The following is a 19654-nucleotide window of genomic DNA, read 5'->3' as shown; positions in this document are numbered from 1 at the left end:
ACGGCGGACGAGGAGCGGCGACGCCCACCCGTTCGGCCCCACCGACTCCCCGATCGTGCCCTCCACGCGCGCGTGAAGGGCACGATCCGCTCAGCCGCGGCCGGCCCCGGCTACAGCAGCCCGTCCCACATCTGCTCCAGCAGCACCGACCACCAGTTCTCCGGCGAACCCAGCGCCGCCGGGTCCAGCGCGGCCAGCTGCGCCTGGAAGTCGACGGTCCAGCGGCCCGCCTGCTCCTGGTTCAGCCCGAACCTCAGCCGCCACATCCGGCCCAGCAGGGCCAGGCAGCGCGCGAACTCCGGCAGCCCGGTGTTCACGAACTGCGGCGGCACCGGAGCACCGCCCGGCCCCGCCTCCACCGGCACGGCCACGATGCTCGCCGTGCCGTACTGCACACAGATCGCCTTGCCGAAGTCGGTGCCCATCACCAGGTACGAACCCGCGTCAGCCGCCGGCTGCACCCCGCGCTCGGCCGCCAGCTCCGCCAGCGTCGGCACCGGCCGGCCCGGCTGGGCCTGCGCCCAGAAGAACGGGCCCATGTCCACCGGCAGACCGGCCACCACCAGCGTGTGCGCCACGATCGGCGGCACACCCTGCCGCGACACCGCCTGCTGCTCGAACCGGAAGATCCCCGGCCCGAACGCCGCCGCCAGCTCCTGCGCGATGCCCTCCGGCGGCACCGGCGGCGCGGCCTGCACCGGCGGCAGCGGCGCCCGCACCGGCGCGGGCCGCGCAGGCCCGTCCGCCACCTGGTGCAACTCGCCCTGGTGTGCGAGCAGTTGCTGCATGCCCTGCTGCCGGCTCGCGTGATCCGTGCCGTACGGCGCGATGCTCGTGATCCGCGCCTGCGGCCACTGCTCGCGGATCATCCGCGCACAGTACGCGCCCGGCAGCTCGCACGACTCCAGCTCGGTGTGCAGCTCCAGCACCTGGTCCGGCGGCACGTTCATCGCCCGCAGCTCGTGGAAGATCTGCCACTCCGGGTGCGGCGTGCCCGGCGCCGAACGCCGGATCAGCTGCTGCTCCGAACCGTCCTGCGCCCGGTAGCGCAGCACCGCCTGATAGCCGGGGCCCACCGTCGGCTGCCCCTGCTGCGGATACCCGTACGCCGGCGCCTGCCCCGGCGCGGGCGCGCCAGGCGGCGGCATCGCACCCGGCGGCATCGGCTGCGGCCCGCCCGGAACGCCCGGCGGCATGCCGGGGGCGCCCGGCACACCGAGCACGCCGGGGGCGGGCGGCGGCGGGGGCGCGCCGGGGACGGACGGCGGCGGAGGCGCGCCCGGACCGGTCACCGGGGGCCCGGCCAGCACGGTCTCCGCGTGATGCACGGCACCGGCCGGAGCGCCGGGGGCGCCGGGAGCCGCGGGTGCGCCCGGGGGCTGCGGGCCGCGAGGGGCGCCCGGAAGCTGGGGCGCGCCGGGAGTGCCGGGACCGGCGGGGACGCCCGGATGCTGCGGGGCGCCGGGAACCGGAGGAGCACCCGGAGGCTGCGGGGCGCCCGGCGCAGGAGGCATGCCCGGGGCGCCCGGGGCCGCAGGAGCGCCGGGCGGTTGCGGCATGCCCGGGGCGCCCGGAGCACTCTGCGCGCCAGGGCCACTCTGCGCACCCGGCGCACCGGGAACACCCGGCGCACCCACGGCGCCAGGGGCCTGCGGGCCACCACCAAGCCGGCCGGGGTCGGCGAACACCGTCTCGGCATGGTGCACATCACCCGGAGCGGCGGCCGGCGGATGGGGGGCGCCCGCAGCGTTCGGCGCGCCCGGTGCCTGCGAGCCGTCCGCGCCCGGCACGCCCTGCCCCCCGGGGCCCTCCGGCCCGAGCGACGACACGAGCTGCGTCGGCACATACCCGCCGCCAGGCGCACCCGGCGCGGGCGGCGGCGCGCTGCCCGGGCGCACGCCCGGCGTACCAGGGGCCCCCGGCGGCGGAGGCGGCGCACCCACACCACCGCGCGACTTCTTCGGCGGCGGCGCGGCCTTGCTCGTCGCGGCATCCGCGATGTCCCCCGCGTTCGGCGCGAGCCGCCGCCCCGGCCCACCGGCGTCCGCCGGAGGCTGCGGCGCACCGCCCGGCGCCTGCGGATCGCCGTAACCCGGAGCACCCTGCGCGGCACCGGGACCCGGCGGATAGCCGTACGTCGGCACACCCGGGGGCGTGCTGCCCTGCGGCGCACCGGGAGCCACGGGCGGCGGCGTTCCGGGCGCCGACGGGTACGCGGGTACACCCGGCGCAGGCGTACCGGGCACCGCCGGCTGCTGCGGATAGCCGTACGGCGCCGCACCGGGCGGAGGAGTACCGCCCTGCACGGCCCCCGGCGCGCCCGGCGCCTGCGGGGAATCAAGGGCTGGAGCGACCGCCGTCGGCGGCAACTGGCTGCCCCCCGACATCAGCGCCGTCTTGGCGTCCGGCGCACCGGCCGGCGGCCGCGGAGCCTCGTCCGCATCGCTCAGCGGCGGCGCGAACACCGTCGCCGGCAACGGCACCGAACGGTCGTCCTCACCCGCATCCGCGTTGGTGTCCGTACCGGCCCAGGGCGTCGCCCCCACCGGCGTGTCCGCCACCGGAGGCGCGTCCGCGGCAGGAGGCGCATCCGCAGGAACCGGCGCACCCGGCCCACCCTGCGCCCCACCGGAGGCCTGCGGACCGGAAGCGCCGGAAGCACCGGCCCCTGCGGAGGCCCCCACCGGCGCCCCCGCCTGCGTCTGCGCGAGCCCCGCCCCACCGGACGAAGCCCCACCGGCGACACCCGAACCGGCCCCGGACGACCCCGCACCAGCCGAAGACGACCCCGCACCGGACGAATCCGCACCGGCACCGGGATCACCCCCGCCCTGCGCCCCCCGCTCCCCGATGCCCAGCTTGTCCGCCGCCTCCTGCAACCACTCCGGAGGCGTCAGCAGGAACGACGTCTGATTCAGGTCCACCCGGGCCGCCGCCGGCGCCGGAACCGCGTCCTGCGGCTCACCGGCACCGCCGTACTCCTCCTCGTACCGGCGGATCACCTCACCCACCGGCAGAGCGGGCCACAGCGTGGCCTCCCCGCTGTCCCGGGCGATCACCAGCCGCTGCGCACCCGCGTCCGAACGCGGGCCCTCCGCCCGGTCCTCGCCCCACACCACGAAACCCAGCTCGAACTCCCGCACCCGCACCTCACGATGCTGGTACGCCGGCACATCGCCGTTGATCCACTCCTCGGCGCGCTCCTGCGCCTGCGCGTAGGTCACCATCGCCTGAAGCTCACTCCCCCACCGCGCCGGACGACACCGGAACGACCCGCGCGAAACCACCGTCGACCATCAGATGCGCCACCGTCTCCAACTCCGGCGGATTCCCCGCCAGCCGCGACAGAAAGGCGTCGAAATCGTCACCGCACGGCAGCAGCAGACGCTCCACCCGCTCCGCCGGCGACCACGACGGATCCACGTCCCGCACATCGTCGTACGCGCAGAACCACACCGAACCCGGCCGCTCGCCCTTCACCTTCACCGCGAGCAACCCGCCCTGCACGAACGCCACCCCGAGGTAATCCTTCGTCAGATGGTCGCGCAGACACTTGTTCACATACACCAGGTCGTTGACCGCCGCCTCGTCCCGCACCGTGAAGAACGGCTGGTCCAGCAGCAGACCCAGCTCCGCGTCCAGCGCCGTGCCCACCGGCGCACACCCGCCCGCCGCCTTCAGGAACGAGCGATACGCCCCCGGAAGCCGGTAACCCAAGTCCTCCTCGACGCCCTGCACCTGCGCCTCCGACACCGCCACACCCGACTTCGGCAGCCCGAAATGCGCCGGCCGCGTCTCCTGCAACGGCCGCGTGCCCCGCTTGCCGTGGTCCACCGGCGCCGTCGCCACCCCACCGTGATGCCGCAGCAACGCCTTCACCTCGACCGGAACCAGCTCCAGCCGCCGCGTCCCCGCCACGTGATGCCACGTCCAGCCGTGCGGCGTCGCCACATCCGGCACCGTGTCCCACAACTCGTGCCCCGCCGCCGCCAACGCCGCGTTCGCCGACACATAGTCCGTCAGCCGCAACTCGTCGACACCGAAACCCTCCGGCGGCTCGGCGATCTCCACCGCCACACGCGCGTACGGAGAGAAATCCGGGTAACCACGCTCATCGACCCGTACCCCTCTCGGGTGACGCGCCGCCCGCACCGGATCCGGAAAGTGCACGACCTGCCCGGCATAAGCCGCGTTCGGCGGCGCGGCTTGCTGCCCGAGCCGACCTGTCGTCATGGCGGTAGCCCCCTGCGGCGTCATCTCTGGCCTGAACGGCGGTGTCGATCGCGAACGCCGACAGCCTATGCGGTACGCCCACCCCGGTCACCGGCCCACCGCACCCCCGCCGGAACCACCCCTCCGCACACCGTGACCAGCCGTCACCCCACCGTGACCACCACCCCCGACCCGGGCGTGTCGCACCGCCCCAGCTTCCGCACCAGCCACGGCATTTGGCACCCTGTGTCCTTCGGGGGGATGCCCGGGGAGGGAACAACGATCATGAACACCTTGCGAACCGGAGGTACGGACGTGCGGGCCGGCGACCCACGCATCGGCTGGAGCAGCACCGACACACCCCCCGCCCCCACCCTCCGCCACCGCCGCGACGGCATCCTGCCCACCGTCGCCGCCGCCCTCTCCGTCCGCGGCGCCACCCTCACCGGCACCGCCGCCCGCGGCGACCAGCCCCCGGCCCTCCACCCCCTCGTCCAGGATTTCCTCGACACCCTCACCAGCGCCCAACGCGACCGCTTCACCGGCCGCTGCGCCGAAACCATCCTCATCTCCCGCCACCTCACCGCCGCCGACGCCGCCCGCAGCAAACGCGCCGCCCGCAAACCCATGACCAACGGCGAAGCCCGCAAAGCCCTCAAACACGCCAAACTCACCGCCCGCCGCATACGCGAGGACGGCGACCCCCTCCACGGCAGCTTCGCCACCCCCTGCCGCGCCTGCACCGCCCTCAGCGCCCACTTCGGCGTCCGCATCGTCGACCCCACGGCAACCGACGGCTGAAACCCACCGTCACCCGAAAGACCACCCCGCCGACACGGCGTACGACACGGACGAGACGGACGAACGGCAGATGCACCCCGACCGCACCACCACCGCCACACCCCACCCCCAACACGCCGCCGGAACCGGGTCCACCCCACCCCGCTTCCCCGTCCCCGTCGACGCCGCCCTGCGCACCGCCGGCTGGCAACCCGGACGCTGGGACATCAAACAAGCAGAAATCTGGGCCGACACCCTCCGCGACCACACCTCACCCGCCGGACACCGGCACACCGTCTTCCCCGCGGCCGTCGAAGCCTGGGCCGAGTTCGGCGGCCTCACCATCACCCCCCACGGCCCCGGCCGCCAGATCGCCCCCGCCGCCCTCCACCTCGACCCCCTCCACGGCCTCCACCACGCCCGCACCCTCGGCGACCTCGGCCGCGCCCTCGGCACCGAACTCTGCCCCCTCGGCGAAGAGACCGACACCGCCGCCGTCCTCGCCATCGACACCCAAGGCCGCGTCTACACCCTCGACCACACCGGCGACTGGTACGTCGGCCCCGACATCGACCACGCCCTGACCACCCTCATCACCGGCATCCAGCCCGTACGCCTCACCGCCGGCTGACCCCGGCCCCTACGCCGCCGGAATCACCGCCGACACCCGGAAACCCCCCGCATCCGTCGGCCCCGACACGAACACACCGCCCAGCGCCACGACCCGCTCACGCATCCCCACCAGGCCGTTCCCACCCGACGGCAACCCCGCCGCCGACGCCGACGCCGGCTCCGGCGGCGGCTCGTTCTCCACCTGCATCGCGATCTCCGACACCCGGTGCGCCAACCGCACATGCGTCTTCGCACCCGCCGCATGCTTGTGGACGTTCGTCAACGCCTCCTGCACCACCCGGTACGCCGTCTGCTCCACCGCCGCCGCATACGACCGCGCCTCCCCCTCCACCGACAGATCCACGACCATCCCCGCCGCAGCCGACTGCCCGATCAGCTCCTCCAGCTCCGACAACGACGGCCCCTCCTCCTCCCCCGCCCGCGACGCCGCGACCGCAGCCGCCTCCCGCACCGCCGCCAACGGCACCCCCGACCCACGCCGCACCGGATCCTCCCCCGCCCGCAGCACCCCCAGCATCTGCCGCAGCTCCGTCAACGCCTGCCGGCCCATGTCCCCCACCAGCGCGGCATTGCGCACCGCCTTCTCCGGATCCTTCCGCGCCACCGCCTGCAACGCCGCCGCATGCACCACCATCAGACTCACCCGGTGCGCGACCACGTCATGCATCTCCCGAGCGATCCGCGTCCGCTCCTCGTTCCGCGCCCACTCGGCCCGCTCCTCCGCCCGCTCGGCCAGCAACTGAAGCTCCCGCTCCAGACTGTCCGCCCGCTCCCTCAGGCTCTCCATCAACCGCCGCCGCGCCCCCACATACAGCCCCAGCAGCACCGGCGGCGCCGTCAGACCCAGCGCCGTCGTCACCGCCGCGAACGGCACGAACCAGTCCCCCAGCGTCAGATCGCCCCGCGCCATCCCCTGGCGCACCCGCACGAACGTCACCACCGCCGTGCCCACCAGCGACATCCCCGCCAGCGCACCGATGATCCGGCGCGGCACCTCACACGCCGCCAGCGTGTACAGGCCCACGATCCCCAGCAGGAACCCCATCTGCGCCGGCGTGATCGCGATGGCGACCAGCACCACCGCGATCGGCCACTTCCGCCGCACCAGCAGCACGGACCCCGCGACCACCCCGAAGACGATCCCCACCGCCACCGGAATGCCCGCGTCCCGCGCGAACGGCACACCCTCCGCACCGCACTCCACGGCCGACACCAGCGCCAGACACCCGTCCAGCACCGCGCTGCGCCACCTGGTCCACCACCACGGCCCGGTCCCGGCCCTGGCGTGCTCTTCCCCCGTCGTGGTCATACCTCCAGCCTACGGGCGACGCCTGCGCCTTTTCCGGTGACTTTCGCCGACCTCCACACACCGCGACCGGTAACCGAACACCCTCGAAACCCACCAGAATCACTCGAACTGGTGAACCCTTCCCGTTCGACCCCGGAATCGCTCATTCCGGCCGGACGGTATGCCCATGGCACATTCATCCAGCAAATACGCCGACTTCGAGAACCTGCGGGAGCGGGCGGTCGCACTGCGCCGGGCCGGCTACAGCCTCCGGCGGATCCGGGACGAGCTGAAGATCTTCAACAACGACATCCTCAACCAGCTCGTGAAGGGGGAACCGCCGCCGGAGTGGACCAAGCGCCCTAACGCGAAGGACGACCTGCGGGCGAAGGCCCGGGATCTACGGCTCCAAGGCTGGACGTACGACCAGATCGAAGCGGAGCTGGGCTGCTCGAGGAGCTCGGTTTCACTGTGGGTCCGGGACCTTCCGAAGCCCGAGCCCCGGTACACCCCAGAAGAGCAACGCGCGCTCATGCGAGAGGGCCTGGCAAGGCGCCGAGCCGCGGAGAGGGACAAGCGCGAGGAGACGAAGATGGCTGCGCTCCGAGAGATCAGCGAACTCACCGATCGCGAACTCTTCATGGTGGGCATCGCGCTCTACTGGGCAGAAGGCTCGAAGAGCAAGCCATACGACCGCCGCGAACGCGCGATCTTCGTCAACAGCGACCCCGGCGTGATCAAGACCTACCTGGCTTGGCTGGACCTGCTGGGGGTGGATCGCGAGCGCCTGACCTTCCGGCTGCTCATCCACGAGTCGGCGGACGTCGACAGGGCCCACAGCTTCTGGGCGGCTGTAGCCGACATCGACACATCGGTCTTCGCCAAGCCGACCCTGAAGAGGCACAACCCGAAAACAGTCCGCAAGAACACCGGGGACGACTACCACGGGTGCATGGTCATCGGGGTTGCCCGAAGCGCCCACTTGTACAACCGCATCGATGGCTGGTGGAACGGAATCGTGGCCCAGGCTGAGGCACGTCTCGGGTAAGGTCTGAAGCGCTGTTCCCCCGTGGTGTAACTGGCAGCACACTGGTTTTTGGTACCAGCAGGACAAGGTTCGAATCCTTGCGGGGGAGCCCACAGCACCCAAGACCCAGGTTCGGGCCCTGACCGGTGAAACCCCCGTCAGGGCCCGCTCTCATGCCCCCCGAAACTCCCCCCGGTATCCTGCGGCTGTCATCCCCACTCACCCACAGCCGAAGGGCAACCCCGTGAGCGCCATCCGCCCGGCAGCCGTCGTCGTTCTCGCAGCGGGTGAGGGCACCCGTATGAAGTCGGCCACACCGAAGGTCCTGCACGAGATCTGCGGTCGTTCCCTCGTGGGCCACGTGCTGGCCGCAGCCCGTGAGTTGGATCCCCAGAACCTGGTCGTCGTCGTGGGGCACGCCCGTGAGCAGGTCACCGCCCACCTCGCCGAGATCGATCCCGCCACCCGTACCGCCGTGCAGGCGGAGCAGAACGGCACCGGGCACGCCGTGCGCATGGGCCTGGAGGAGCTGGGCGGGTCCGTGGACGGGACCGTGGTGGTGGTGTGCGGGGACACGCCCCTGCTGACCGGCGGGACGCTGAAACAGCTCGCGCAGACCCACGCCGCCGACGGCAACGCGGTGACCGTGCTGACCGCCGAGGTGCCGGACGCCACCGGGTACGGGCGGATCATCCGCGACGAGGCGACGGGTGCCGTGACGGAGATCGTGGAGCACAAGGACGCCTCCGACGCCCAGCGGTCGATCCGGGAGATCAACAGCGGGGTGTTCGCGTTCGACGGGCAGCTGCTGGCGGACGCGCTGAAGAAGGTGCGGACGGACAACAGCCAGGGTGAGGAGTACCTCACCGATGTGCTCGGGATCCTGCGGGAGGCCGGTCACCGGGTGGGGGCCTCGGTGGCGGGCGATCACCGGGAGATCGCGGGGATCAACAACCGGGTGCAGCTGGCGGAGGCGCGCCGGATTCTGAACGAGCGGCTGCTGACGGCTGCGATGCTCGAGGGGGTCACCGTGGTGGATCCCGCGTCCACGTGGGTGGATGTGACGGTCACGTTCGAGCGGGATGTCGTGGTGCATCCGAACACGCTGCTGACGGGGTCGACTCACCTGGGTGAGGGTGCCGAGGTGGGGCCGAACAGCCGGCTGAAGGACACCCGGGTGGGTGCGGGGGCGCGGGTGGACAACACCGTGTCGGACGGGGCGGTGGTGGGCGCCGAGGCGTCCGTGGGGCCGTACGCGTATCTGCGTCCCGGTACGCGTCTGGGTGTGAAGGGCAAGATCGGTACGTACGTCGAGACGAAGAACGCCAGCATCGGCGAGGGCACGAAGGTGCCGCATCTGTCCTATGTGGGTGATGCGACGATCGGTGAGTACACGAACATCGGAGCGGCGAGTGTGTTCGTGAACTATGACGGGGAGCACAAGCATCACACGACGGTGGGCTCGCACTGCAAGACGGGTTCGGACAACATGTTTGTGGCTCCTGTCACGGTCGGGGACGGTGCGTACACCGCCGCCGGGTCTGTGATCACGAAGGATGTGCCGCCCGGTTCGCTGGCCGTGGCCCGTGGTCAGCAGCGGAATATCGAGGGTTGGGTGGCGCGGAAGCGTCCGGGGAGCGCGGCTGCGAAGGCGGCCGAGGCGGCGTCCCGGAGGGGCGGGAACGAGGACTGACCGGAAACGGGTGCGTCAAAGTCGGCGTACCGTGATAAGTGCACATCCGCACGCGTGCATCCGCACCCCCTACCAGCTGATATGGCCTCTCTTGTGCTGTGGCGAGGCTGTGTGAGCAGTCGGCTGGCTGAGACAACCTCTGAGGAGACTGTGCTGTGACCGGGATCAAGACGACCGGCGTGAAGAAGTTGATGTTCTTCTCCGGCCGCGCCCACCCCGAGCTTGCCGAGGAGGTCGCCCAGCAGCTGGGTGTCGGGGTCGTCCCGACGAAGGCCTTCGACTTCGCGAACGGTGAGATCTATGTCCGCTACCAGGAGTCGGCTCGTGGTGCGGACTGTTTCCTGATCCAGAGCCACACGGCTCCGATCAACAAGTGGATCATGGAGCAGTTGATCATGATCGACGCGCTGAAGCGTGCTTCGGCTCGTTCGATCACGGTGATCGTGCCGTTCTACGGTTACGCGCGGCAGGACAAGAAGCACCGGGGGCGTGAACCGATTTCGGCGCGTCTGATCGCGGATCTGATGAAGACGGCGGGTGCGGACCGGATCCTGACGGTGGATCTGCACACGGATCAGATCCAGGGCTTCTTCGACGGGCCGGTGGACCATCTGTTCGCGCTGCCGCTGCTGGCGGACTATGTGGGCGACAAGGTGGACCGGGACAAGCTGACGGTGGTGTCGCCGGACGCGGGCCGGGTGCGGGTGGCGGACCGGTGGTGCGACCGGCTGGGTGCGCCGCTGGCAATCGTGCACAAGCGGCGTGACAAGGACGTGGCGAACCAGGTGACGGTCCACGAGGTCGTGGGTGAGGTCAAGGGCCGGGTGTGTGTCCTGGTCGACGACATGATCGACACCGGTGGCACGATCTGTGCGGCGGCGGACGCGCTGTTCGCGCATGGTGCGGAGGACGTGATCGTCACGGCGACGCACGGTGTGCTGTCGGGTCCGGCGGCGGACCGGCTGAAGAACTCGCGGGTGAGTGAGTTCGTGTTCACGAACACGCTGCCGACGCCGGCGGAGCTGGGCCGGGATCTGGACAAGATCACGGTGTTGTCGATCGCTCCGACGATCGCGAGTGCGGTGCGTGAGGTGTTCGAGGATGGTTCGGTGACGAGCCTGTTCGACGAGCAGTGAGGTTTCTGCACGGGCTGCGCTGACCGCGGCTGAAGATCGTTTTGGGTGCGGCCTCCCCCGCCGGGTAAACTGCTGCAGTTGCTCGGCGAGGGAGGCCGTACTCGTGTACGGCGGTCCGTTATCGACGCGCTCTTCGTAGCAGGCCGTTCGTGGCCGGGTGACCACGTCCGTTCCGAGTTCCTACGAGGAGTGATCATCATGTCCGAGGTGAAGCTCGCCGCCGAGACCCGTACCGAGTTCGGCAAGGGTGCGGCCCGTCGCATCCGCCGTGACAACAAGGTTCCGGTTGTTCTCTACGGCCACGGCACCGACCCGGTGCACCTGACCCTGCCGGGTCACGACCTGCTGCTGGCGCTGCGTACGCCGAACGTCCTGATCTCCCTGGACATCGACGGCAAGACCAGCGAGCTGGCGATCCCGAAGGCCGTGCAGCGCGACCCGCTGAAGGGCTTCCTGGAGCACGTGGACCTGCTGCTGGTCAAGCGTGGCGAGAAGGTCACGGTCGAGGTTCCGGTGCACACCGAGGGCGAGCTAGCCCCGGGCGGCAACCTGCTGGAGCACGTCCTGGACGCGCTGCCGGTCGAGGCCGAGGCGACCCACATCCCCGAGGCCGTGACGGTCTCCATCGAGGGCCTGGAGGCCGGCGCCTCCATCCACGCCAAGGACATCACCCTGCCGCAGGGCGTCACCCTGGCCGTGGACGAGGACGCGGTCGTCCTGCAGGTGCTGCAGGCCCAGGTCGAGGAGACCGAGGGCGAGGCCGCCGAGGAGGGCGAGGAGGCGGCCGAGGCCTGATCCTCGACCGTCGTCGTCATCGGTTCAGCCGCCGCTGCCCCTCGCGGGCAGCGGCGGCTGGCGCGTATCAAGGAGAGATGGACGTGACCACCCCCGCCAGCACTGATCCCTGGCTGATCGTCGGGCTCGGCAATCCCGGGCCGGAGTACGCCATGAACCGGCACAACGTCGGTTTCATGGTGGTGGACCTGCTCGCGGAGCGGATCGGGGGGAAGTTCAAGCGGGCGGGCAAGGCGCAGGCGCAGGTGCTGGAGGGGCGGATCGGTCCGGCGGGGCCGGGGAGCCGGCGGGTGGTCCTGGCGAAGCCGATGTCGTACATGAACCTGTCCGGTGGTCCGGTGAACGCGCTGCGGGACTTCTACAAGGTGCCGGTGGCGCACATCGTGGCGGTGCACGACGAGCTGGACATCGACTACGGGACGCTGCGGCTGAAGCTGGGCGGCGGCGACAACGGGCACAACGGCCTGAAGTCGATGACGAAGGCGATGGGTCCGGGCTACCACCGGGTGCGGTTCGGGATCGGGCGGCCTCCGGGGCGTATGCAGGTGGCGGACTTCGTGCTGAAGGACTTCTCGTCGGCGGAGCGCAAGGAGCTGGACTACTTCGTGGACCGGGCGGCGGATTCGGTGGAGTGCCTGGTGACGGAGGGTCTGGAGCGGGCGCAGAGCGCGTACAACTCCTGACATGTGCGGGTTCGGCGGGCGGGTGAGTTGACCGGTCGTGGCCCTATGGCCAATGATCCCGGCCATGCCTGCCTCAGCCACCACTGCTCGCCAGGCGTCCGTGACCGCGCTGCGGTTCGGGCGGGTCGCGGCGATGGGCGCGGTCGCCGCGCTGATTCTGTTCGCCGGGGTGTGGGGTTCCTGGGGGACCGCGCAGCACGTGATGCTGCCGAAGGGCCGGGAGCAGGGCACGGTGCGGGTGGCCTCGTGTGCGGGGGACACGTGCACGGGTGCGTTCCGGCCGGTGTCGGCGGGGGCGCGGGCACGCGCGCGTGTGGAGCTGGCGAAGTCGGTGGCGGTGCGCAAGGGGCGGACGTACGACGTGGTGCTGAAGCCGGGTACGGCGGTGGCGGTGCGTTCGGGTCCGGCGGGGATTCTGTACGCGTGGGTGCCGTTGGGCGGTGCGCTGCTGCTGGCGTCGGTGGTGGTGGCCGGCGGGTTGCGGCTGACGCGGGTGGCGTGGGTGCTGGCGGGGTGTGGTGTGGCGTTGCTGACGGGCGCGTTCGTGGCGGTGTCCGCCGGTTCGTGAGGCGGCGCGCCGGTGACGGCGTGCAGGTGTTGTCTGTTCGTGATTGACGTTGGGTCAGCGCGGGATGGATGCTGAGCCGCCACCCCCACTTCTTCCCCATCAGCAACACGAAGAGTGGACCGCCTCATGCGTACCCCCACCCGCGTCGGCGCCGTGTGCGCCGTCGCTGCGGCCGCCGTGTTCACGGCGCCTTCCGCTCATGCGACCGCGCCCGGCGACAACGGCACGGTCAAGATCCACGATGCCTCGACCGGCGAGGAGCTGCGCCGGAACGAGCCGCATGTGTGCACGTTCTACCTGGACGCCTTCGGTTTCGACGGTGGCCAGCAGGTGTCCTGGCACATCGATTCCTGGGCGCCGACGGCCGGCGTGAAGGGCGAGACGGTGAAGTCCGGTTCGATCGCTCTGGACGGCGCGGGTCATGGCCGTACGGAGGATCTGTCGCTGCCGGACGGGCACTACAAGCTGTTCTGGAACTTCGCCGGTGAGAAGAGCAAGGCGGCGAAGCACAAGGTGTTCTGGACGGACTGCTCGTCCTCCGAGGGCGGTACGGGGCCGTCGGCGTCCGCGTCCTCGTCGGCCCCGGCGTCCGCGTCGGCGTCGGCCGGGTCGTCCTCGTCGGCCGCTGCGTCGGCTTCGGCGTCGGCCTCCGCCTCCGCCGGTGGCGTCGCGCCGTCGGCGTCCCCCTCGCCGCAGGGCGGTGCGGGCGGGGGCGACCTGGCCGAGACCGGCAACGGTGTCCCGGTGGGTGTGCTGTCGGGTGCCGCGGCGGCGCTGGTCGCGGGCGGCGGTTTCCTGGTGCTGCGGCGCCGGAAGGCGGCCCGGGGCTGAGCCCGGGTCCGACCGGAGCCCCGTGAGACGGGCGGTGCCCCCCGCGCAGCGTGGCTCGGGGGGCACCGTCGTATGGGCCGTTGCCGGCGGGTCAGCCGGTGTTGCGCAGGCCGGCGGCGACGCCGTTGACGGTGAGCAGCAGGGCGCGGGAGAGCAGCGGGTCGGGCTGCTCGCCGGCCGCGACGGCGTCGCGCTGCCGCTTGAGGAGGGCGACCTGGAGGTAGCTGATCGGGTCGAGGTAGGCGTCGCGGATGGCGAAGGTCTGCTTCAGGACGGGCTGGTGGTCCAGGAGCTCCTTCTCACCGGTGACGCGGAGGACCTCGGCGACGGTCAGGTCGTGTTCGGCCTTGATGGTGTCGAAGACGTGCTTGAGGTTGTCGGGGACGAGGGTGTCGACGTAGTGCTGGGCGATGCGCAGGTCGGTCTTCGCGAGGGTCATCTCGACGTTGGAGATGAAGTTGCGGAAGAAGTGCCACTGCTGGTGCATCTCGTCGAGGACGGTGTCGAGTCCGGCCTCGCGCAGGGCCTTCAGGCCGGAGCCGACGCCGAACCAGCCGGGGACGATCTGGCGGGACTGGGTCCAGCCGAACACCCAGGGGATGGCGCGCAGGCCGTCGAGCGAGACGCCGGAGCCGGGGCGGCGGGAGGGCCGGGAGCCCAGGTGCAGCTCGGCGAGCTGGTCCACCGGCGTCGACGCGAGGAAGTACGTCGGCAGGTCGGGGTCCTCGACGAGGCGGCGGTAGGCGGCGTGGGCGGCGTCGGAGACGACGTCCATGGCGGCGTCCCAGCGGGCGAGGGCCTCGGTGGACTGGCGGGGGGCGGTGTGCAGGGCGGAGGCCTGCAGGGTGGCCGCGACGGTCAGTTCCAGGTTCTCCCGGGCGAGGGAGGGGATGAGGTACTTGTCGGAGATGACCTCGCCCTGCTCGGTGACCTTGATCTCGCCTTCGAGGGTGCCCCAGGGCTGGGCGAGGATGGCGTCGTGGGAGGGGCCGCCGCCGCGGCCGACGGTGCCGCCGCGGCCGTGGAAGAGGCGCAGCCGGACGCCGTAGCGGTGCGCCACGTCGCGCAGGCGGCGCTGGGCGCGGTGGATCTCCCACTGGCTGGTGGTGATGCCGCCGAACTTGGAGGAGTCGGAGTAGCCGAGCATGACCTCCTGGACGTCGCCGCGCAGTGCGACCAGGCGCCGGTAGGACGGGTCGGAGAGCATGTCCTCGAGGATGGTGTCGGCGGCGCGCAGCTCGTCGGTGGTCTCCAGCAGCGGCACGATGCCGATCTTGGCCCAGCCGGCGTGCAGGTCGATGAGGCCGGCCTCGCGGGCGAGGACGGCGGCGGCGAAGACGTCGTCGGCGCCCTGGCACATGGAGATGATGTAGGACTCGATGACCTCGGGTCCGAAGACCTCGAGGGCGCGCTTGACGGTCTGGAAGACGCCGAGGGTCTTGGCGCCGGCGGCGTCCACGGGGGCGGGGGTGGGGGCCAGCGGCCTTCTGGAGCGCAGTTCCTTGGCGAGGAGCTTGGCGCGGTACTCGCGGGGCATGTCGGCGTAGCGCCAGGACTCCTCGCCGAGGCGGTCGAAGAGCTGGCCGAGGGCGTGGTGGTGGGCGTCGGCGTGTTCGCGGACGTCCATGGTGGCGAGTTGGAGGCCGAAGGCGGCGAGGGTGCGGATGGTGCGGGCGAGGCGGCCGTCGGCGAGGAGGGCGCCGCGGTGCTCGCGCAGGGAGGTCTGGATGATCCGCAGGTCGGCGAGGAGTTCGCTGGTGCCGAGGTAGTCGCGGCCCGGCTCGTGCGGGGTGCCCTTGGCGAGGCGCTGCTTGGTGTTCTCCAGCTTCTGCCGGATGCAGGTGGCCTTGAGCCGGTAGGGCTCCTCGGCGTTGAGGCGCTTGTAGCGGGGGCTGATCTCGGGCAGCCGCTCCAGGTCGGTCTTGAGGGACTCCAGGAGTTCCTCGGTGGCGCCGGTGTAGCGGATGGAGTTGGAGAGCAGGCCGCGCAGTTCGTCGATCGTCTCCAGGGCGTCGTTGATGCCGTGTTCGTGCTGGAGGATCAGGACGTCCCAGGTGACCTGGGGGGTGACGTTGGGGTTGCCGTCGCGGTCGCCGCCGATCCAGGTGCCGAAGGTGAGGGGGCGGGTGTCGTCGGGGAGCTTGACGCCGACGCGTTCCAGTTCGGCGGTGAGGTCCTCCAGGACGTCGCCGACGGCGTTGGCGTGGAGCTCGTCGAGGTAGTAGATGGCGTTGCGGGCCTCGTCGGCGGGCTCGGGGCGTACGACGCGCAGTTCGTCGGTCTGCCAGACGAGGTCGATGTTCTCGGCGAGGCGGACGTCGTGGCGGCGGCGGTCGGAGCCGTGGACGGGGGCCTCCAGGAGTGCGGCGATGCGCCGGAGCTTGTTGAGGACCGAGCGGCGCGCGGCCTCGGTGGGGTGCGCCGTGAACACCGGGCGGACGTTCAGGTTCTGGACGGTCTGCTTGACGTGCTCGGGGTCGGCGTCCTTGAGCCGGTCCGCCGTACGGGCGAGGAGGCCGCCCTCGGCGGCGCGCCGGGCGCGCAGTTCGCGGCCGCGGTGCACCTGCTCGGTGACGTTGGCGAGGTGGAAGTAGATGGAGAAGGCGCGGACCAGCTTGGCCGCGGTCTCCAGTTCGGTGCCGCGCAGCAGCTCGGCGGCGGCCTCGCCGTCCTCGCGGGTGAGACGGCGGACCTTCTCGACCAGGTCGAGGAGCTCGGGTCCTTCCTGCCGTACGAGGGTCTCGCCGAGGAGATCACCCAGCCGGCGGATGTCGGCGCGCAGCTCGCTGCTGGTCGTGGTGGTCTGGTCGTCGGCACTGCTCACAGGTGCGGCTCCTTGCAGTGTGGAAGCTCGTCTGGAGGGAACCCGGCCGGCTGCCGCGGCGGCGGGTGCCGCATACGGGCCGGAGCGTCCGGGAAGGAAACTTCAGCGGACCGCGCTGTCCGACCGAGTTCAAGGATAGGTGTCGATGGGGACGCGCAGGCTCCGGGGCTCTTGCCGCCGCACGACACGCTGCCATACTTACGACGCCGTAGGTTACGGAACCGTAGGGAAGGGCCGTCCGCTCCTGTGCGGTTCCGGTGACCCGGCGCCTGCCTCGACCCTCGACCCCACAGGGGACGCGCATGACCTCAAGTTCCGACGTGATCGAAGAAGCCCGTAAGGCCACCGACACCTCTCCCCCCTCCGCCACGCTGGGTGGCGAACAGAAGCGTTCGATCGAGCAGATCACGCTGCTTTTGTTCATCACCGTGCCGTTCCTGGCACTCGTGGCGGCCGTGCCGCTGGCCTGGGGCTGGGGGGTGAGCTGGCTCGATCTGGGCCTGCTGGTGTTCTTCTACTTCCTGGGGTGCCACGGCATCACGATCGGTTTCCACCGGTACTTCACCCACGGTTCGTTCAAGGCGAAGCGGCCGCTGCGGATCGCGCTGGCGATCATGGGGTCGCTGGCCGTGGAGGGGCCCCTGGTGCGCTGGGTGGCCGATCACCGCAAGCACCACAAGTTCTCCGACGCGGAGGGCGATCCGCACTCGCCGTGGCGGTTCGGGGAGACGGTTCCGGCGCTGATCAAGGGCCTGTGGTGGGCTCACATCGGCTGGATGTTCGACGAGGAGCAGACTCCGCAGGACAAGTACGCGCCGGATCTGATCAAGGACCCGGCGATCCGGGCGATCTCCCGCCAGTTCGTGCTGTGGACGGCGACGTCCCTGCTGCTGCCGCCGCTGATCGGCGGTCTGGTGACGATGTCCTGGTGGGGCGCGTTCACCGCGTTCTTCTGGGGTTCACTCGTGCGGGTGGCGTTGCTGCACCACGTGACGTGGTCGATCAACTCGATCTGCCACGCGGTGGGCAAGCGGCCGTTCAAGTCGCGGGACCGTTCGGGCAACGTGTGGTGGCTCGCGGTGCTGTCGTGCGGCGAGTCCTGGCACAACCTGCACCACGCCGACCCGACGTCGGCGCGGCACGGTGTGATGCGCGGCCAGATCGACTCCTCCGCACGGTTCATCCGGATCTTCGAGCTGCTCGGCTGGGCGTACGACGTGCGCTGGCCGTCACGCTCGCGTATCGATTCGCGCCGCAACACCGGTGATGACGGTTCCCGGCGCCGGAAGGAGACCGCGAAGGCGGCATGATTGACGCCGTGGCGACCGACTCCAGCAGCACCTCCAGCAACGAAAAGCCGCGGCGGACACGCCGGACCCGTATGACCGGTGCCGAGCGCCGCCAGCAGCTGCTGGAGATCGGTCGCACCCTCTTCGCGGCGAAAGGTTTCGAAGGCACCTCGGTGGAGGAGATCGCGGCGAAGGCCGGGGTGTCCAAGCCGGTGGTGTACGAGCACTTCGGCGGCAAGGAGGGCCTGTACGCGGTGGTCGTGGACCGCGAGATGCGCCGCCTGCTGGACATGGTGACCGGCTCGTTGACGGCCGGGCACCCGCGTGAGCTGTGCGAGCAGGCGGCGTTCGCGCTGCTGGACTACATCGAGGAGTACACGGACGGCTTCCGCATCCTGGTCCGCGACTCCCCCATCCCGCAGTCCACGGGTTCCTTCGCCTCGCTGATCTCGGACATCGCGACGCAGGTGGAGGACATCCTGGGCCGCGAGTTCAAGTCCCGCGGCTTCGACCCGAAGCTGGCCCCGCTGTACGCGCAGGCGCTGGTCGGCATGGTGGCGCTGACCGGCCAGTGGTGGCTGGACGTACGCCGCCCGAAGAAGGCGGAGGTCGCCGCGCACCTGGTGAACCTGGCGTGGCACGGCCTGGACGGGCTGGAACAGAAGCCCCGGCTGATCGGGCACCGCAGGAGCTGACCGGCGGGACTACCCGGCGGGCTCCAGGAACTCCAGCCGGTTGCCCACTGGGTCCTCGGAGTAGAAGCGCAGGTGGCCCGGGAGGTTGTCGTCCCAGGTCACCTTGGCGCCCTTGGCGGCGAGCCGGGCGGCGTACGCCTCGATCCCGGTGACCCGCAGGCCGGGGTGGGCCTTCTTCGCGGGCCGGAAGTCGTCCTCGACGCCCAGGTGGAGCCGGGCGGCGCCCGCCTGGAACCAGCAGCCGCCGCGTGCCGCCAGTGCCGGTGGTTTCGGGATCTCGGTCATGCCCAGGACGCCGGCGTAGTACGCCCGCAGCGCGTCCTCCGATCCGGGCGGGGCCGCCAGTTGCACATGGTCGAGCGCGGTGATCATGTCCGGGCTTCCTTCACGGCGACGGCGAACAGGCGGCGGAAGGGCAGGACGGTGCCGTACGGCGCGCTCGGGTAGGCCTGCCGCAGCAGGTCCCGGTACTCGGCGAGGAACCGCTCCCGGGCCTCGGGGTCGTCGGCGAGGGCGGTCAGCGCGGGCCTGAGTCCGGTGCCCTTCACCCAGTCCAGGACGGGATCCTCGCCCTGGAGGACGTGGAAGTACGTCGTCTGCCACACGTCGGCCGCGCAGCCCAGGCGGGCGAGGCGGTCCAGGTAGGCGCCGGGGGTGTGCACGGAGTCGGTGCGCCGCAGCACGCCGGCGAGGCGCGTCTTCCAGCGGGGGGTGGCGGCGAGCTCCCGCATCAGGGCGTGCAGCGGGGCGTCGATGTTGTCCGGTACCTGGAAGGCGAGGGTGCCGCCGGGTTTCAGGCCGGCGATCCAGTCGGCGAAGCGGTCGGCGTGCCCCGGCACCCACTGCAGCGTCGCGTTGGAGACGATCAGGTCGTGCGGCTCCTCGGGCGCCCAGGTGCGGATGTCGGCGTGGGCGAAGTCGAGCCGTCCGCCGCCGGCCGTGGGGCCCTCGTGCTCGGTGTGGGCCGCGTCGAGCATGGCGGGCGAGTTGTCGTAGCCGGTGACGTGGGCGGCGGGCCAGCGCTCGGTGAGCTGCGCGGTGACGTTGCCCGGGCCGCAGCCGAGGTCGGCGATGCGGGGCGCCGGGGTGGGCGGGTCGGGGACGCGGGCGAGCAGGTCGGCGAAGGGACGGGCCCGGTGACCGGCGTGCCGCAGATACTGCCCGGGGTCCCAGAGGGGGGTCGTCATGGCATCCACTCTC

The 19654-nt window shown here is 71.4% G+C and carries 17 protein-coding genes and 1 tRNA gene; 12 read left to right on the top strand and 6 right to left on the bottom strand.

Annotated features, from left to right (window positions below):
• Positions 1-110 precede the first annotated feature (110 nt).
• Together OG956_RS20940 and OG956_RS20935 are read right to left on the bottom strand one after the other, a co-directional pair.
• Positions 111-3227 (bottom strand): SUKH-4 family immunity protein, encoded by a 3117-nt coding sequence (locus OG956_RS20940; RefSeq protein ID WP_330339521.1) that lies wholly within the window; start codon positions 3225-3227, stop codon positions 111-113.
• 10 nt (positions 3228-3237) lie between these two features.
• Positions 3238-4233: an SMI1/KNR4 family protein gene (locus OG956_RS20935; RefSeq protein ID WP_330339520.1), complete on the bottom strand. Its 996-nt coding sequence runs from the start codon at positions 4231-4233 to the stop codon at positions 3238-3240.
• Between the two features lie 264 nt (positions 4234-4497).
• Between OG956_RS20935 and OG956_RS20930 the strand changes: the two genes are divergently transcribed.
• Together OG956_RS20930 and OG956_RS20925 are read left to right on the top strand one after the other, a co-directional pair.
• Positions 4498-5013 carry a YwqJ-related putative deaminase gene (locus OG956_RS20930; protein ID WP_330339519.1) on the top strand — a complete coding sequence of 172 codons (516 nt, stop codon included), beginning with the start codon at positions 4498-4500 and terminating at the stop codon, positions 5011-5013.
• A gap of 70 nt (positions 5014-5083) precedes the next feature.
• Positions 5084-5623 (top strand): SUKH-3 domain-containing protein, encoded by a 540-nt coding sequence (locus OG956_RS20925; protein ID WP_330339518.1) that lies wholly within the window; start codon positions 5084-5086, stop codon positions 5621-5623.
• Between the two features lie 9 nt (positions 5624-5632).
• On the opposite strand, the gene OG956_RS20920 is transcribed toward OG956_RS20925, so the two are convergent.
• Complete coding sequence (locus tag OG956_RS20920) at positions 5633-6934, bottom strand: sensor histidine kinase (protein ID WP_330339517.1); 1302 nt, start codon at positions 6932-6934, stop codon at positions 5633-5635.
• Between the two features lie 166 nt (positions 6935-7100).
• Between OG956_RS20920 and OG956_RS20915 the strand changes: the two genes are divergently transcribed.
• The 8 genes from OG956_RS20915 (at position 7101) to OG956_RS20880 (ending at position 13646) form a co-directional block, all read left to right on the top strand.
• Positions 7101-7961: a helix-turn-helix domain-containing protein gene (locus OG956_RS20915; protein WP_330339516.1), complete on the top strand. Its 861-nt coding sequence runs from the start codon at positions 7101-7103 to the stop codon at positions 7959-7961.
• A 15-nt stretch (positions 7962-7976) separates the two neighbouring features.
• Positions 7977-8049: transfer RNA gene (locus OG956_RS20910), tRNA-Gln, on the top strand.
• 135 nt (positions 8050-8184) lie between these two features.
• Positions 8185-9633, top strand: coding sequence for a bifunctional UDP-N-acetylglucosamine diphosphorylase/glucosamine-1-phosphate N-acetyltransferase GlmU (gene glmU / locus OG956_RS20905; RefSeq protein WP_330339515.1), 1449 nt, complete (start codon positions 8185-8187; stop codon positions 9631-9633).
• A 155-nt stretch (positions 9634-9788) separates the two neighbouring features.
• Positions 9789-10769 carry a ribose-phosphate diphosphokinase gene (locus OG956_RS20900; protein ID WP_330339514.1) on the top strand — a complete coding sequence of 327 codons (981 nt, stop codon included), beginning with the start codon at positions 9789-9791 and terminating at the stop codon, positions 10767-10769.
• Positions 10770-10967: 198 nt separating this feature from the next.
• Entirely contained in the window at positions 10968-11564 is a 597-nt protein-coding gene (locus OG956_RS20895; protein WP_330339513.1) for a 50S ribosomal protein L25/general stress protein Ctc, read from the top strand.
• Between the two features lie 77 nt (positions 11565-11641).
• On the top strand, positions 11642-12247 hold the full coding sequence (gene pth / locus OG956_RS20890; RefSeq protein WP_330339512.1) for an aminoacyl-tRNA hydrolase: 606 nt from the start codon (positions 11642-11644) through the stop codon (positions 12245-12247).
• Positions 12248-12299: 52 nt separating this feature from the next.
• Positions 12300-12815 (top strand): hypothetical protein, encoded by a 516-nt coding sequence (locus tag OG956_RS20885; protein ID WP_330342898.1) that lies wholly within the window; start codon positions 12300-12302, stop codon positions 12813-12815.
• A gap of 126 nt (positions 12816-12941) precedes the next feature.
• On the top strand, positions 12942-13646 hold the full coding sequence (locus tag OG956_RS20880; RefSeq protein ID WP_330339511.1) for an LPXTG cell wall anchor domain-containing protein: 705 nt from the start codon (positions 12942-12944) through the stop codon (positions 13644-13646).
• A gap of 91 nt (positions 13647-13737) precedes the next feature.
• Here OG956_RS20880 and ppc read toward each other — a convergent pair whose 3' ends face one another.
• Positions 13738-16470: a phosphoenolpyruvate carboxylase gene (gene ppc / locus OG956_RS20875; protein ID WP_330339510.1), complete on the bottom strand. Its 2733-nt coding sequence runs from the start codon at positions 16468-16470 to the stop codon at positions 13738-13740.
• Between the two features lie 302 nt (positions 16471-16772).
• Between ppc and OG956_RS20870 the strand changes: the two genes are divergently transcribed.
• Complete coding sequence (locus OG956_RS20870) at positions 16773-17780, top strand: acyl-CoA desaturase (protein ID WP_330339509.1); 1008 nt, start codon at positions 16773-16775, stop codon at positions 17778-17780.
• On the top strand, positions 17777-18454 hold the full coding sequence (locus tag OG956_RS20865) for a TetR/AcrR family transcriptional regulator (RefSeq protein ID WP_330339508.1): 678 nt from the start codon (positions 17777-17779) through the stop codon (positions 18452-18454). Before OG956_RS20870 ends, OG956_RS20865 begins: the two co-directional genes overlap by 4 nt.
• A 9-nt stretch (positions 18455-18463) precedes the next feature.
• Here OG956_RS20865 and OG956_RS20860 read toward each other — a convergent pair whose 3' ends face one another.
• Together OG956_RS20860 and OG956_RS20855 are read right to left on the bottom strand one after the other, a co-directional pair.
• A complete protein-coding gene (locus OG956_RS20860; RefSeq protein WP_330339507.1) occupies positions 18464-18826 on the bottom strand; it encodes a VOC family protein in 363 nt (120 codons plus the stop codon).
• A complete protein-coding gene (locus OG956_RS20855) occupies positions 18823-19641 on the bottom strand; it encodes a trans-aconitate 2-methyltransferase (RefSeq protein ID WP_330339506.1) in 819 nt (272 codons plus the stop codon). The genes OG956_RS20860 and OG956_RS20855 overlap by 4 nt, the downstream gene beginning before the upstream one ends.
• Positions 19642-19654: the final 13 nt, after the last annotated feature.

Source organism: Streptomyces sp. NBC_00557 (genome assembly GCF_036345995.1).
Lineage (GTDB): Bacteria > Actinomycetota > Actinomycetes > Streptomycetales > Streptomycetaceae > Streptomyces.
This window is presented reverse-complemented; position numbering and strand designations above follow the sequence as displayed.

What these genes read in the sequence shown, in the direction of transcription:
- OG956_RS20940 (WP_330339521.1), bottom strand. Translation starts at nt 3,227, where the DNA reads ATGGTGACCTACGCGCAGGCGCAGGAGCGCGCCGAGGAGTGGATCAAC.
- OG956_RS20935 (WP_330339520.1), bottom strand. Translation starts at nt 4,233, where the DNA reads ATGACGACAGGTCGGCTCGGGCAGCAAGCCGCGCCGCCGAACGCGGCT.
- OG956_RS20930 (WP_330339519.1), top strand. Translation starts at nt 4,498, where the DNA reads ATGAACACCTTGCGAACCGGAGGTACGGACGTGCGGGCCGGCGACCCA.
- OG956_RS20925 (WP_330339518.1), top strand. Translation starts at nt 5,084, where the DNA reads ATGCACCCCGACCGCACCACCACCGCCACACCCCACCCCCAACACGCC.
- OG956_RS20920 (WP_330339517.1), bottom strand. Translation starts at nt 6,934, where the DNA reads ATGACCACGACGGGGGAAGAGCACGCCAGGGCCGGGACCGGGCCGTGG.
- OG956_RS20915 (WP_330339516.1), top strand. Translation starts at nt 7,101, where the DNA reads ATGGCACATTCATCCAGCAAATACGCCGACTTCGAGAACCTGCGGGAG.
- OG956_RS20895 (WP_330339513.1), top strand. Translation starts at nt 10,968, where the DNA reads ATGTCCGAGGTGAAGCTCGCCGCCGAGACCCGTACCGAGTTCGGCAAG.
- pth (WP_330339512.1), top strand. Translation starts at nt 11,642, where the DNA reads ATGGACGTGACCACCCCCGCCAGCACTGATCCCTGGCTGATCGTCGGG.
- OG956_RS20885 (WP_330342898.1), top strand. Translation starts at nt 12,300, where the DNA reads ATGATCCCGGCCATGCCTGCCTCAGCCACCACTGCTCGCCAGGCGTCC.
- OG956_RS20880 (WP_330339511.1), top strand. Translation starts at nt 12,942, where the DNA reads ATGCGTACCCCCACCCGCGTCGGCGCCGTGTGCGCCGTCGCTGCGGCC.
- OG956_RS20870 (WP_330339509.1), top strand. Translation starts at nt 16,773, where the DNA reads ATGACCTCAAGTTCCGACGTGATCGAAGAAGCCCGTAAGGCCACCGAC.
- OG956_RS20865 (WP_330339508.1), top strand. Translation starts at nt 17,777, where the DNA reads ATGATTGACGCCGTGGCGACCGACTCCAGCAGCACCTCCAGCAACGAA.
- OG956_RS20860 (WP_330339507.1), bottom strand. Translation starts at nt 18,826, where the DNA reads ATGATCACCGCGCTCGACCATGTGCAACTGGCGGCCCCGCCCGGATCG.
- OG956_RS20855 (WP_330339506.1), bottom strand. Translation starts at nt 19,641, where the DNA reads ATGACGACCCCCCTCTGGGACCCCGGGCAGTATCTGCGGCACGCCGGT.